We start from the raw sequence: 13,260 nt of genomic DNA, 5'->3' as shown, positions 1-13,260 counted from the left end.
AACCTTCGCAGTATAGACAGCACCTCACGGCATGGACAACATGCCGCACCCGATTGACCTGCGACAGGTCGCCGTGCGCGCTCCGCACTTGTCCGCCCGCGCCTGCGCGCCCGTGGAAAAACGCAGGCGCTCAGACCAGCGCGTGCAGGATGTGGATGCCCGCGGCGTACTCGCCCACGATGGTGCCCAGGCTCACCAGGAAGAAATTGAGCAGGGTGCGCGCCACGCGGTTTTTCCACCAACCGCGCCAGTGCCCGATGTCGTCGCGCAGGCTGTCGAAATCGGCCACACGAGGGCGGCGTACCCAGGCCTCGGTCATGGCGCTGACCGCACCGGAAGGGATGCCAGGTCGAAACGGCTTGATCGGTGCGGCGATGAAAGCGGCAAGGATGCTCAAGGGATGCGCGCCGGCGACAAGCGCGCCCAACGCGGAGAGACCGCCGGTATACAGCACCCAGGCGGCAAGCGCCGCGGTGCCCAGCGCGGCATTGCGATGGAAGGCCCAGGCGATGGCGCCGAACACGACCAACACCAGGCCGGCGGCGAACCACTTCGGCCAACGCGCCTTGGGCGGGGTCTGTCCCAGCTCGGCCACTACGGCGGCGGGTTCTTCCCGGCCTTCGCGCAACAACCGGCACATGCCTTTCAGATGCCCTGCGCCGATCACCACCAGGACGCGGCGCGAGTCGTCGGTCGGCAGGCGGGTGGCCTCCTCGCGCAGGCAGGCGGCCATGAAGGCGTCGCGTTCGCCGATCAGGCTCTGATAGAGCGCGGACGAGCTGCTGGCGAATTCGCCGAAGGCGCTTTCCAGCATGTCGCCCTGCTTGAGTTTTTCGATCTCGCCGGCATCGACTTCTTCGCGCTCGAACACGCTGGCGAGCAGTCCGCCGAGCAGGCCGAAGCGCTGCCAGAAACCCACGTTGCGCCAGGCGCGCTTGAGCGTGGTGCCGACCTCGCGGTCGATCAGCCACAGCGGCAGCTCGCGTTGTTCGGCGCCATCCATCGCCGCCTTCATCTCGGCGCCGGGCTGGATGCCGGACTGTTCCGCAAGGCGCTTCTGGAAGGTCGAAAGCACCAGGCTGGCCGCCACCATGCCAGCCTTGCCCTGCCGTATCACCTGGAACAGATCCATGCGCTTGAAGGCGTCGGGATCGCGCATGCCTTGCGCGCGGCTCTCGCACAGCTCCACCGCCACGGCGTCGAAGCGCTCGTGTTCCAGCAAGGCTTCGACCGCTTCCATGCTGGTGCGCGAGACATGGGCGGTGCCCAGCACCACGTATTCCACGCCGTCGCGGGTCACGCGCTCGATGGGTTGATCCGCGAGCACGGCGGGCAGGGGCGGGGCGGATTCGGGAACACTCATGCGCGGGGCGTGCCGGTCGGGGTAGTCCCCAAGCATGGGGACGCGCCCCGCGCGAAGCAAGTCCGCGGGGCGCGGTCGCCGTGCTCCATCCCCGCGATGGCCGCAGCGGGAAGGGTGGCTTGAGTCAATCGACGCGAGAGCCGGCTGCCGGCGCGTGGCCGCCAGGACGCATCGCCAGGTCTGGGCGCCATGCGCCCAGCAAGTAGCCGACACCGATGAATACGCACAGAGCCGAGCTTCCGACGACGAAGGCATTGAGCTCGCCGCAGCGTCCACAGAACCGGCTCAACGCCAACGGCGCACGAACCGCGAGTACGGGAAACCAGAGCCCACGCACCGACAGGGCCGCGCCGGTGATGGCCAGTACGGCGCGTGTCGCCGGCAAGCGGCGCAGCAAGCCAAGTGCCGAGAACGCGTAGGCGGCGAACACAGCCAGGATGCATGCGATGACGACACAGGAAACCACGGGCCGTGCCCGTCCTTCCGTTGCCATGGCCACCAGCCCCGGTGGTGCGCCGGCAAGGCGGTACCAATCGGGGCCGCCCAGCGGTATGGCCAGATGCATCAACGCGCCGACTGCGCACATCAGACCCGCGACAAACAGCCAGCATCTCGCGATTCGCGACAACGTCATCTTCAAATTCAAAGGCTCGGTGCAGCCAGCAGCGCGATCAGTCGCGGAACCGGCGCAGCAGGTCGCCATAGGCGTCGATGCGGCGGTCGCGCAGGAAGGGCCAGATGCGGCGCACGTGCTCGCTGCGCTGCATGTCGATTTCGGCGAACAGCAGTTCGCGTTGTTCGGTGCCCGCCTGGGCGAGGAATTCGCCCTGCGGCCCAGCCACGAAACTGGTGCCCCAGAACTGGATGCCGGCGCCCACGCCGGAAGGATCGGGCTCGTAGCCGGTGCGGTTGCAGGCAAGCAGCGGCAGACCGTTGGCCACCGCGTGGCCGCGCTGCACGGTCACCCAGGCTTCGCGCTGGCGGTCTTTTTCGGCCTGCGCGTCGTTCGGTTCCCAGCCAATCGCCGTGGGGTAGAGCAGCAGCTCCGCGCCGGCCAGCGCCATCAGTCGCGCGGCTTCCGGATACCACTGATCCCAGCACACCAGCACACCCAGCTTGCCCACCGAGGTCTGGATCGGCTCGAAACCGAGGTCGCCCGGCGTGAAGTAGAACTTCTCGTAGAACGCCGGATCGTCGGGAATGTGCATCTTGCGGTACTTGCCGGCGATGGCTGCGGAGCGGTCGAACACCACGGCGGTGTTGTGGTACAGCCCGGCCGCGCGCTGCTCGAACAGCGAGGCCACCACCACCAGCTTCAGCTCTTCGGCCAGCTGGCCGAGGCGCTCGGTACCGGGGCCGGGGATGCGCTCGGCGAGGTCGAACACGTCCACCGCTTCGTGCTGGCAGAAGTACGGGCCGTTGTGCAGCTCCTGCAGCAGCACCAGTTCGGCACCGGACTTGGCCGCTTCGCGCAGGCCGGCCTCGATGGCGTCGAGGTTGGCGTCGCGGCTGCCGCGGTCGGTTTCCTGCAGCAGGGCTACCTTGAGGGTTTGGCGGGTCATCGCGGGCTACTCCTGTTCACACCAGTCCGTTGGGCAACTGCATGGTGATGCAGTGCAGGCTGCCGTTTTGCCAGATCAGCGGACGGCAAGGCACCTGCACCACCTCGCGGCCCGGGTGGGCGGCCTGGATGATGCGCGCGGCCGCGTCGTCGGCTGCGTCGCCATAGGCGGGCACCAGCACGGCACCGTTGACGATCAAATAATTCGCATACGAGGCGGCGAGGCGGCGGCCTTCGTCGATGATGGGCTGGGCCCACGGCAGCGGGTGCAGCTCGTATGGACGGCCATCGGCGGTGCGCAGCGCGGCGAGTTCCTCGCCCATGCGCGCAAGCTCGGCGTGATGCTTGTCGCTGGGATCGTCGCAGGCCTGGTACACGATGCGGTCGCCCGGCGCGAAGCGGGCGAGGGTGTCGATGTGCGCGTCGGTGTCGTCGCCTTCCAGATAGCCGTGATCCAGCCACAGGATGCGCTGCGCGTGCAGGCTGTCCGTGAGGATCGCGCTCATCGCCTCGCGGCTCTGCTCCGGATGGCGCTGGTGGAGGCACTTCCAGGTGGTGAGCACGCTGCCTGCGCCGTCGCTCTCGATGCCGCCGCCTTCCAGCGCCCAGTCGATGCGTCGGTGCGCGGCCTGGCCGAACACGCCGGCGGCAACCAGCCCGGCGATCAGCGCATCATCCTGCGCGGCGCCGAACTTGCCGCCCCAACCGGTGAAGCGGAAATCGGCAAGTTGGAAGCGGCCGGTATCGTCCTTCAGCGTGATCGGACCGGAGTCGCGCAGCCAGGTGTCGTCGTAGGGCTGCTCAACGAAGCGGATGCGGGCGAGATCGGCGGCACTGCCCCGCAGCAGGGCTTCGGCATGCGCACGCACGGCGTCGTCGGCCACCACCACGATCAGGTGCTGGAAGCGGGTCGCCGCGGCGGCCAGTGCCACATAGGTGGTTTCCACCGCAGCCAGACGCTCGGCCCAGTCGGTGCCGGCGTGCGGCCAGGCGATCAGCACCGCAGCTTGCGGCTCCCATTCGGCGGGTAGGCGCCAGCGGGGTTCGGTCATGGCGGAGTCTCGTGCGGGTCAGGGCGGTGCCGGGCCGCCCATGTTAAGCGAATGCATACGACAACGCGCCCCGCGTGACCGCAGGGCGCGTGCGTATGCTGGTGTTTCAGTTGGCCGTGGCAGGGTGGGTGTTGTTGCCCGCCGGCGTGTTCAGCACCGAGTGGATCACGTGGCTGCCCTGGAAATACACGATGAAATTGGAGTATTCCCAGCGGTTGATGACCGGGTGTTTCTTGCTGTCGCCGCCGCGCGGGGCCAGCTTGCGCTGAGGTGCGCCGTAGCGCTTTTCGACCTGGGCCATGCTCATGCCGCGGGTGGGCAGGTTCATGCTCTTTTCCTGCTGCACGCGGTGGATCAGCAGGTTGTCGGCATGAGCCGGCGTCGCCATGGCCGGGCTGCCCGCGGCGAAGGCGATGGCTGCCAGCAAGGGCAGGGTGTAACGGTGCTTGAACATGATCCCCTCTCCGCAGCAGGTGCGACAGGCCGCTGTTTTAGCAGAACTTGCCCGCGCTGACCATGCGCCGGCACGCGTGCCGTGACGGAGACAACCGTTATCATGGTCGGCCGTATCGCCTTGCTGGCTTCTTCATGATCGCGTTTCGCCATTTTGCCCTGCGCCGCGGCAGCCGTTTGCTGCTCTCCGATATTGACCTGGTGATCCAGGCCGGTTGGCGGCTGGGCGTGATCGGCCGCAACGGCTGCGGCAAGTCCAGTCTGTTCGCGGCGCTGCAGGGCCAGGTCGAGGCCGACGCTGGCGACATCGATCTGCCAGCGAAGTTGCGCCTGGCCTCGGTGGCGCAGGAAACGCCGATGTTGCCCGATCCGGCCATCGACTACGTGCTGGGCGGCGACGCGGAGCTGGCCGCCGTGCTGCGCGACGAAGCCGACGCGCAGGCACGTGGCGACAGCGAGGCCATGGCGCGCGCCCATCACCGCATCGAGGAGCTGCATGGCTACGACGCCCGTGCCCGCGCCGGCCGCCTGCTGCATGGTCTGGGCTTTGCGCCGGAGACGCACGAGCGCGCGGTAAAGGAATTCTCCGGTGGCTGGCGCGTGCGCCTGAACCTGGCGCGCGCGCTGATGGCGCCGTCCGAACTGCTGCTGCTGGACGAGCCCACCAACCACCTCGACCTCGATGCCGTGCTGTGGCTGGAGGAATGGCTGCGCCGCTACCAGGGCACCTTGCTCATCATCTCGCACGACCGCGAATTTCTGGATGGCGTGATCGATCACACCCTGCATCTGGATGGCGGCGGCGCCCGGCTCTACACCGGCAACTACAGCGACTTCGAGCGTTTGCGCGCCGAGCAACTGCGCCAGCAGCAGATCGCCCACGAGCGCGAACAGGCCGAACGCGCGCACCTGCAAAGCTTCATCGATCGCTTCAAGGCCAAGGCCACCAAGGCCAAGCAGGCGCAGTCGCGCATGAAACGGCTGGAAAAAATGGTCGGCACCGAGGCGGTGCGCGCCGAGCGCGCGTTCCACTTCCAGTTCGCCCAGCCCGAACGCGTGCCCGATGCGATGGTGCAATTGGAGGATGTGGTGGCTGGTTATCTCCCTCTCCCCGCTGGGGCGAGGGGCGGAGCTGGCCAAGATGCTTCGATGGAGCCTGTGGCCAGCCCCGACCCCTCTCCGCAGCGGGGAGAGGGTGCAAACGCCGCCCTGGCGGGCGAACTTGATCGTCAAAAGGCGGTCGTCCTGGCGGATGTGCGCTTCTCCATTGAAGCCGGCCAGCGCATCGGTCTGCTCGGCCCCAACGGCGCGGGCAAGTCCACCCTGGTCAAGACCCTGGTCGGCGAACTCGCGCCGCTGGGCGGCGAGCGCAAGGCGCACAAGGACCTGAAAATCGGCTACTTCGCCCAGCACACGGTGGAAAGCCTGCAGGCCGGGCGCAGCCCCTTCGACCACCTGCAGGACAAGGCACCCGGCGTGGCGGCGCAGGTCATGCGTGATTTCCTCGGCACCTGGAACTTCGCCGGCGAGCGCGCTTTCGAGTCGGTGGACGGCTTCTCCGGCGGCGAGCGCGCGCGCCTCGCGCTGGCGCTGATCGCTTGGGACAAGCCCAACCTGCTGCTGCTGGACGAACCCACCAACCATCTCGACCTCGACATGCGCGAGGCGCTGGCCGAGGCGCTGGCCGACTTCGACGGCGCGCTGGTACTGGTGTCGCACGACCGCCACCTGCTGGGCCTGGTCTGCGACAGCTTCTGGCGCGTGGCCGATGGCGTGGTGGAGCCGTTCGACGGCGACCTGGACGACTATGCGCGCTGGCTGCGTTCGCGCGGCAGCGCGGCGAAGAAAAAAGCCAGGAACGAGGAGCGCGGCCCGGGCCATCCGCTGCCCGACGAGCGCGCGCAGGACGCGCGCGCAAGCGCCTCGCCCGAGGAGCGTCGCCGCAACGCCGCGCAGCAGCGCGAAAACGAAAAATCCTCGCGGCAGCGAGTGAAGAAGATCGAGACGCGCGTGGCGGCCATCGACGCCGAACTGATCGTGCTGGAAGCGAAGCTGGCCGACCCGGATACCTACAACGGCCCCACCGCTGGGCTGATGAAGCTCAGCCAGCAGCAGGCCGAGCTGCGCCGCGAAAAAGAAGTGCTCGAAGCCGAATGGCTGGAGCTGTACGAACGGTTGGAGGCTTGAGATGAAGCGCGAGGGCAAGCGCCCCCTTGAACTGTGGCTGCCGGCGCATGCGCATTTCGGCGCCAGCCATTCCTTGCGCTCCATGCTGGTGCAGGCCAACCGCGAAGCCGATGGTCCACGCGGCCACCTCGCAGGGCTGGCCGCCTATTTCGATGCCGATGGAGCCATGCTGCCGGCTGGCGCCCTGACCCGGCAGTGGTATGCGCATGATGCCGGCGATGCCACCTGGCTGGCCGCCGATCCGGCCTGGGTGCAGCCCGACATGAACGGCGTGCGCCTGATGGCCTGCGGCCAGTTGGGCCTGGCCATGGACGAGGCGCAGGCGTTCGCGCAGGCGGTATGGCCGGCCTTGCACGATGCCGGCCTGCAATTGGAGCTGAGCGCGCCCGACCATTGGCACCTGCGCCTGCCGCCGGATCTGCCCGTGCCCGCGCTGCCCACCCCCGAGCAGGCATTGGGCGAAGATCTCTGCCAGCACCTGCCGCAAGGTGAGCCAGGCCGCCGCTGGCGCGTGCTGCTCAACGACATCCAGGTCCTGCTGCACCAGCACCCGCTGAACACGCAGCGCCGTGCACGCGGCTTGTCGCCGGTGAACAGCCTGTGGCTGTGGGGCGCCGGCCGCCTGCCCGCGAGCGTGCGCAGCCCATTGGCTGGCGTGGTCGGCGCTGATCCGCTGCTGTGCGCGCTGGCCGAACGGGCGGGCTTGCCACGGCAGCCGCGCGTGCCGGATCAAGTCGCGCTGGCTGGTGCCGGCTGGCTGATCGACCTTGCAGACCTCGCCGCCGTCGACATCGAGCGCGACTGGTGGCCGCTGCTGGACGCGCTCGCCTGGCGGCAGCCGGTTCGCCTCGCCTTCGCCGACGGTGCGCGCTGGCTGCACCGGCCCTGGCATCGCTGGCGCGTCTGGCGCCGACCCGCGCGATGAATTTGCCCGAGCTGCGTCGCCGCGAGCCGCAAGGCGAACCCGCCGGCTGGGATGCCTCGGTGCATCCGGTCTTGCAACGCATCTACGCCGTGCGCGGCGTGTTGGGGCCGGCGCAGGTCGAGCATCGTCTCGCGCGCCTGCTGCCGCCGCAGCCGCTGGGTGGGTTGAATGAGGCCGTGGCCCTGCTGATCGAGGCAATCCGCGGCGACTGGGTGATCACCGTGGCCGGTGACTACGACTGCGATGGCGCCACCGGCGCCGCGGTGGCCGTGCGCGGCTTGCGCCTGCTCGGCGCGCGGCGGGTGAACTACGCCGTGCCCAACCGCTTCGTGCATGGCTACGGCCTCACGCCGGCCCTGGTCGATGCGCTCGATCCCCTGCCGCAGCTCATCGTCACCGTGGACAACGGCGTGGCCAGCGTGGCCGGCGTGGCGCGGGCGAAAGAGCGCGGCATGCGGGTGATCGTTACCGACCACCATTTGCCCGGCGAGCAGTTGCCTGCCGCCGATGCCATGGTGAACCCCAACCTCGTCGGCGACGGGTTCTCCAGCAAATCCCTCGCGGGCGTGGGCGTGATGTTCTATCTGCTGCTGGCGCTGCGCGGAAGGTTGCGGGAGCAGGGGGCTTTTTCGTGCGATCGCACTGAGCACGAAGGTCAAAAGGCGGGCCTCCATGCCAGCATTTCCCATAAAGGCGAGCCGGATCTCTCCAGCTTGCTCGATCTGGTGGCGCTGGGCACCGTGGCCGATCTCGTGCCGCTGGATTTCAACAACCGTGTGCTGGTGGCTTCGGGTATCAAGCGGATTCGTGCCGGCCAGGCCTGCGCCGGCATCAACGCGCTGCTGGAGTGCGCCAAGCGCAGCGCGGCCACGCTGTGCGCCAGCGACCTGGGCTTTGCGGTGGGCCCACGGCTGAATGCGGCCGGGCGGCTGGAAGACATGCACATCGGCATCGAGTGCCTGCTCACCGACGATGCGGCCACCGCGCGCCGGCTGGCCGGCGAACTCGATGCGATCAACCACGCGCGCCGTGAACTGCAAGCCGACATGGTGGCCGAAGCCGAGGCGATGACCGCCGGGCTTGCCGACATCAGCGCCGTCGGCGTGGCGCTGTACGAGCCGTCGTGGCACGCCGGCGTGGTGGGGCTGGTGGCTTCGAAACTCAAGGAGCGCCTGCATCGGCCGGTCGTGGCGTTTGCGCCAGCCAGCGAGGACGATCCCGGGCATTTGCGCGGTTCCGGCCGCTCCATTCCCGGCTTCCACCTGCGCGATGCGCTGGCCGTGGTGGACGCACGCCACCCCGGCCTGATCGAACGCTTCGGCGGGCACGCCATGGCGGCTGGACTCAGCCTGGCCACCGCTGACTACCCGCGCTTTGCCGCCGCTTTCGATGCCGTGGCGCGCGAACTGATGGCGCCCGAACACCTGCAGGCCGCGCTCTACACCGACGGCGAATTGCCGCCCGGCGCCTTCACCCTGGCCCTGGCGCATGCGTTGCGCGATGCCGGCCCCTGGGGCCAGGCCTTCCCCGAGCCGCTGTTCGACAACGTGTTCGAATGCGCCAGTTGGAAGCCCATGGGCAGCGGCCATTGGCGCCTCGACCTGCGCGATCCGCGCGACGGCACCCTGCACGATGCGGTGATGTTCAACGTGGGCCAGAGTCCACCGCCGGCAAGACTGCGCGCGGTGTACGAGTTGGTGGTCAACGACTGGCAAGGACGCGCGAGCCCACGCCTGCTGTTGCGCCGCGTTGAGCCGGCTTGATCGGGACATGCGAAAACATCACTTGCGCTGCGCCGCAACATCTGGTCTAGTCGACGCATGACCTCCTTCGTCGCCAACCCGTCCACCCGCCGCGCGCTTGCCGCGCCGGGCTTGGCCGTGGCCGGCAACAACAATAATCGCGCGAACAATAACGCCAACCGTTGGCGGGCCATCGCGTAGCTGCAAGCAACACCACCAGACACGCGACCAAGGCCCGCTCCCAGCGGGCCTTGGTTTTTTTGTGGGTTCGATTTCTGCGCGGCTCCATCCGCGCAGGGCAAAACCGGCCATCCATGGCCGACTTTCAGATAGAGAGCGATTCACTTCCCACCAGCGCGGTAAACAACCAGAGGCCTTCCGTCATGTGTTCGATCTTCGGCATGTTCGATCTTGCTCCCGGCGATGATTTCGCCGCCTTGCGCCTGCAGGCGCTGGAATGCTCGCGGCGACAGCGCCATCGCGGGCCGGACTGGAGCGGGGTGTTCGTGGACGCGGGCGCGATCCTGGTGCACGAGCGCCTGGCCATCGTCGACCCGGCCTCCGGCGCGCAGCCGCTGCGTTCGCGCGATGGCGCGCTGGCGCTGGCGGTGAATGGCGAGATCTACAACCACCGCGAGCTGCGTGAGGCAACGAGCCTTGCTGTCGCTGATGGTCGAGGCGAAAAGTCGACTGCGCAAGGATCCGGGTTGGACGGTACGCCGGCCCATAGTGGTGCCATGGGCCAAGAATCGGCCAGCCTGGAGACCGCGCAGGCGGCTTTGCAGCCCGCGCCAATCAGCGACAGCAAGGCTCGGGGCTACGACTTCACCACCGGCTCGGACTGCGAGGTCATCAACGCCTTGTACCGTTCGGGCGATGCGGCCGATTTTATCGAGCATGGCGTGGGCAAGCTCAACGGCATCTTCGCCTTCGCGCTGTGGGATGGCGCGGCCAAGCGTTACCTGATCGCTCGCGACCCCCTCGGCGTGTGCCCGCTGTACTGGGGCCACGACGCGCAGGGCCGGCTATGCGTGGCCTCGGAGATGAAGGCACTGGTGGGCTTGTGCGCCGACGTGGCGGAGTTTCCTGCCGGTCATATCTACGACAGCGCCAACGGCGAGCTGCACCAGTACTACCGGAAGCCGTGGCGCGACTACGCGGCGACCAAGGGCCATGCGCTGGCCGAGGGCGAGCTGCGCCATGCCTTCGAGCAGGCCGTGCATCGCCAGCTGATGACCGACGTGCCCTACGGCGTGCTGCTTTCGGGCGGGCTGGATTCCTCGCTGGTGGCCGCCTGCGCCGCCAAGTTCGCACGCGAGCGCATCGAGGATGGCGACCGCAGCGAAGCCTGGTGGCCGCGCCTGCATTCCTTCGCCATCGGGCTGGAAGGTTCGCCCGACCTGGCCGCCGCCAAGGTGGCAGCCGATGCGTTGGGTACCGTGCACCACGGCTTCGTCTACAGCTTTCAGGAGGGCCTGGACGCGGTGCCCGAGGTGATCCGCCACCTGGAAACCTACGACGTCACCACCATCCGCGCCGCCACGCCGATGTACCTCCTGGCCCGCCGCATCAAGGCGATGGGCGTGAAGATGGTGCTCTCCGGCGAGGGCTCGGACGAGCTCTTCGGCGGCTATCTGTACTTCCACAAGGCGCCCTCGGCCGAGGCCTTCCACGAGGAAACAGTGCGCAAGCTCGACGCGTTGCACAGCTATGACTGCCTGCGCGCGAACAAGGCGATGATGGCCTGGGGCGTGGAGGCACGGGTGCCGTTCCTCGATCTGGAATTCATCGACGTGGCGATGGGCATGGACGCTGCGCACAAGATGGCAGGGGGCGGCAAGATCGAGAAACACGTGCTGCGCGCGGCCTTCGACGGCGCGCTGCCCAAGGAAATCCTCTGGCGGCAGAAAGAGCAGTTCAGCGACGGCGTGGGCTACGGCTGGATCGATGGCCTGAAGGCGCACGCGGCGCAGGCGGTGACCGATCGCGAATTCGCCGCCGCTGCGGCACGCTTCCCGTACAACACGCCGGAAACCAGGGAAGCGTATGTCTACCGCTCGATCTTCGAGCGCCACTATCCGGGCGAAGCCTGTGCCGCCACCGTGCCAGGCGGCAAGTCCATCGCCTGCTCGTCGCCGGCGGCGATTGCCTGGGACCCGGCCTTCGCGGCGATGGCCGACCCCTCCGGCCGCGCGGTGAAAGGCGTGCACGCACAGGCGCTGGCATGATGCTGCAGCGCCGTAGCGTGACGGATTTGCTACGATACGGCGCTTTCCCACGGCATCCATCGCGATGCCCCAACGCCTGGTTCAACCATGATCGAGACCAATCCGATCCTTGCGCAGATCGCGGACCTCACGGCCCGTGTCGAGTCGCTTAGGGGGTATCTTTGACTACGCCACCAAGCGTGAGCGCCTGGAGGAAGTAAGCCGCGAGCTGGAAAGTCCCACCATCTGGGACGATCCGCCGCGCGCGCAGGAACTGGGACGCGAGCGTGCGCGCCTGGATACCGTGGTCACCGGCATCGATGAGCTCACCACCGGCCTGTCCGACGCGAAGGAGCTGGTGGAAATGGCGGCCGCCGACGGCGACGAGGAAACCGTCGCCGCGGTCACCGGGGACGTCGACAAGCTGGAAGCCCGCGTGGGCAAGCTGGAATTCCAGCGCATGTTCTCGGGCAAGATGGACGCCTGCAATGCCTTCGTGGACATCCAGGCCGGCGCCGGCGGCACCGAGGCGCAGGACTGGGCCGAAATGCTGCTGCGCATGTACCTGCGCTGGTGCGAATCGCGCGGTTGGAAGGCCGAGCTGATGGAGGCCTCCGGCGGCGAAGTGGCGGGCATCAAGTCGGCCACCTTCCGCGTGGAAGGCGACTATGCCTATGGCTGGCTGAAGACCGAGATCGGCGTGCATCGGCTGGTGCGCAAGAGCCCGTTCGATTCGGACAATCGCCGCCACACCAGTTTCACCAGCGTGTTCGTCTCGCCCGAAGTCGACGACAGCATCGAAATCGACATCAACCCGGCTGACCTCAAGACCGACGTCTACCGCTCCTCCGGCGCCGGTGGCCAGCACGTCAACAAGACCGAGTCGGCGGTGCGCATCACCCACGTGCCCACCAACACTATCGTGGCCTGCCAGACCGAACGCAGCCAGCATGCCAATCGCGACCATGCGATGAAGATGCTGAAGGCCAAGCTGTACGAACTGGAAGTGCAAAAGCGCAACGCCGAGCGCGACGCGCTGGAAGCGACCAAGTCCGACATCGGCTGGGGCAGCCAGATCCGCAACTACGTGCTCGACCAGAGCCGCATCAAGGATCTGCGCACCGGCATCGAGCGCAGCGATACGCAGAAGGTGCTGGACGGCGACCTCGACGAATTCATCGAGGCCAGCCTGAAATCGGGCCTGGACGCGGGCGCCAAGCGCATCGACGCCTGAGATCGGCCGTATCGCGGCTTCAGCCGCGATACGGGAAGCTGCGGGTATAGGTTTCTCCTGGTCTTCCACCACGAGGTCATCGACATGAGTGCCAACAAGATCTGCAGCATCCTGTTTGCCGGTGCCGTGCTGGCGGCGTTCGGCGCGAACGCGCAGAGCGCAGGCCAGGACATCAAGCAGGGCGCGAAGGACGTCGGCCACGGCGTCGCCACCGGCGCGCGCGACGTGGGCCATGCCACCAAGCATGTGGCCAAGAAGGTCGGGCATGGCGCCAAGGAGGCCGGCACCGGCATCGGCCACGGCGCGAAAAAGGCCGGCGTCGCCATCGGTCACGGCGCCAGGGACGCGGGCAAGGCCATCGGCCATGGCGCGAAGGAAGGCTGGGACGCCACCAAGGACGCGACCAAAAAAGTGTTTGGCAAGGGAAACTGATCGCTCCGGCTGTTCATCCCCTGTCCCGTTCGCCCTGAGCGTAGGCCCGCAGGGCCGCAGTCGAAGGGCCACCCCGACGGGTGCTTCGACTCCGCTTGCTATCG

General features: G+C 67.8%; 12 protein-coding genes. 7 read left to right on the top strand and 5 right to left on the bottom strand.

What is annotated here, in order from left to right:
- Window positions 1-130: 130 nt before the first annotated feature.
- From AC3WQA_RS02870 to AC3WQA_RS02850, 5 genes are all read right to left on the bottom strand, one after another.
- A complete protein-coding gene (locus tag AC3WQA_RS02870) occupies window positions 131-1,363 on the bottom strand; it encodes a TraB/GumN family protein (protein ID WP_492673595.1) in 1,233 nt (410 codons plus the stop codon).
- A gap of 124 nt (window positions 1,364-1,487) precedes the next feature.
- On the bottom strand, window positions 1,488-2,003 hold the full coding sequence (locus tag AC3WQA_RS02865; RefSeq protein ID WP_492673594.1) for a hypothetical protein: 516 nt from the start codon (window positions 2,001-2,003) through the stop codon (window positions 1,488-1,490).
- A gap of 31 nt (window positions 2,004-2,034) precedes the next feature.
- Window positions 2,035-2,925, bottom strand: coding sequence for a carbon-nitrogen hydrolase (locus tag AC3WQA_RS02860; RefSeq protein ID WP_492673593.1), 891 nt, complete (start codon window positions 2,923-2,925; stop codon window positions 2,035-2,037).
- 16 nt (window positions 2,926-2,941) lie between these two features.
- A complete protein-coding gene (locus tag AC3WQA_RS02855; protein WP_492673592.1) occupies window positions 2,942-3,976 on the bottom strand; it encodes an agmatine deiminase family protein in 1,035 nt (344 codons plus the stop codon).
- A gap of 106 nt (window positions 3,977-4,082) precedes the next feature.
- The gene (locus AC3WQA_RS02850; protein WP_492673591.1) at window positions 4,083-4,430 is read right to left on the bottom strand and encodes a hypothetical protein; all 348 of its coding nucleotides are present in this window, start codon (window positions 4,428-4,430) and stop codon (window positions 4,083-4,085) included.
- A gap of 134 nt (window positions 4,431-4,564) precedes the next feature.
- Between AC3WQA_RS02850 and abc-f the strand changes: the two genes are divergently transcribed.
- The 7 genes from abc-f (at window position 4,565) to AC3WQA_RS02815 (ending at window position 13,156) form a co-directional block, all read left to right on the top strand.
- A complete protein-coding gene (gene abc-f / locus AC3WQA_RS02845) occupies window positions 4,565-6,616 on the top strand; it encodes a ribosomal protection-like ABC-F family protein (protein WP_492673590.1) in 2,052 nt (683 codons plus the stop codon).
- A gap of 1 nt (window position 6,617) precedes the next feature.
- Window positions 6,618-7,541, top strand: a complete 924-nt coding sequence (locus AC3WQA_RS02840; RefSeq protein ID WP_492673589.1) for a phosphoglycerate mutase — start codon at window positions 6,618-6,620, stop codon at window positions 7,539-7,541.
- The gene (recJ, locus tag AC3WQA_RS02835) at window positions 7,538-9,304 is read left to right on the top strand and encodes a single-stranded-DNA-specific exonuclease RecJ (RefSeq protein WP_492673588.1); all 1,767 of its coding nucleotides are present in this window, start codon (window positions 7,538-7,540) and stop codon (window positions 9,302-9,304) included. The genes AC3WQA_RS02840 and recJ overlap by 4 nt, the downstream gene beginning before the upstream one ends.
- Window positions 9,305-9,361: 57 nt before the next feature.
- Window positions 9,362-9,484: a hypothetical protein gene (locus tag AC3WQA_RS02830; protein ID WP_492673587.1), complete on the top strand. Its 123-nt coding sequence runs from the start codon at window positions 9,362-9,364 to the stop codon at window positions 9,482-9,484.
- 182 nt (window positions 9,485-9,666) lie between these two features.
- A complete protein-coding gene (asnB, locus tag AC3WQA_RS02825; protein ID WP_492673586.1) occupies window positions 9,667-11,511 on the top strand; it encodes an asparagine synthase B in 1,845 nt (614 codons plus the stop codon).
- Window positions 11,512-11,598: 87 nt separating this feature from the next.
- A protein-coding gene (gene prfB / locus AC3WQA_RS02820; protein WP_492673585.1) for a peptide chain release factor 2 occupies window positions 11,599-12,724 on the top strand; the annotation gives its coding sequence in 2 pieces (ribosomal slippage) (window positions 11,599-11,673 and window positions 11,675-12,724; 1,125 coding nt in all).
- Window positions 12,725-12,808: 84 nt separating this feature from the next.
- On the top strand, window positions 12,809-13,156 hold the full coding sequence (locus tag AC3WQA_RS02815) for a hypothetical protein (protein WP_492673584.1): 348 nt from the start codon (window positions 12,809-12,811) through the stop codon (window positions 13,154-13,156).
- Window positions 13,157-13,260 lie beyond the last annotated feature (104 nt).

This window comes from Rhodanobacter sp. FW106-PBR-R2A-2-24 (assembly GCF_058789615.1).
This window is presented reverse-complemented; position numbering and strand designations above follow the sequence as displayed.

Bases quoted from the DNA above. Each gene is read 5' to 3' on its own strand.
- AC3WQA_RS02840 (WP_492673589.1), top strand. From the start codon at position 6,618: ATGAAGCGCGAGGGCAAGCGCCCCCTTGAACTGTGGCTGCCGGCGCAT.
- AC3WQA_RS02815 (WP_492673584.1), top strand. From the start codon at position 12,809: ATGAGTGCCAACAAGATCTGCAGCATCCTGTTTGCCGGTGCCGTGCTG.
- recJ (WP_492673588.1), top strand. From the start codon at position 7,538: ATGAATTTGCCCGAGCTGCGTCGCCGCGAGCCGCAAGGCGAACCCGCC.
- AC3WQA_RS02830 (WP_492673587.1), top strand. From the start codon at position 9,362: ATGACCTCCTTCGTCGCCAACCCGTCCACCCGCCGCGCGCTTGCCGCG.
- AC3WQA_RS02850 (WP_492673591.1), bottom strand. From the start codon at position 4,430: ATGTTCAAGCACCGTTACACCCTGCCCTTGCTGGCAGCCATCGCCTTC.
- asnB (WP_492673586.1), top strand. From the start codon at position 9,667: ATGTGTTCGATCTTCGGCATGTTCGATCTTGCTCCCGGCGATGATTTC.
- AC3WQA_RS02855 (WP_492673592.1), bottom strand. From the start codon at position 3,976: ATGACCGAACCCCGCTGGCGCCTACCCGCCGAATGGGAGCCGCAAGCT.
- AC3WQA_RS02860 (WP_492673593.1), bottom strand. From the start codon at position 2,925: ATGACCCGCCAAACCCTCAAGGTAGCCCTGCTGCAGGAAACCGACCGC.
- abc-f (WP_492673590.1), top strand. From the start codon at position 4,565: ATGATCGCGTTTCGCCATTTTGCCCTGCGCCGCGGCAGCCGTTTGCTG.
- AC3WQA_RS02870 (WP_492673595.1), bottom strand. From the start codon at position 1,363: ATGAGTGTTCCCGAATCCGCCCCGCCCCTGCCCGCCGTGCTCGCGGAT.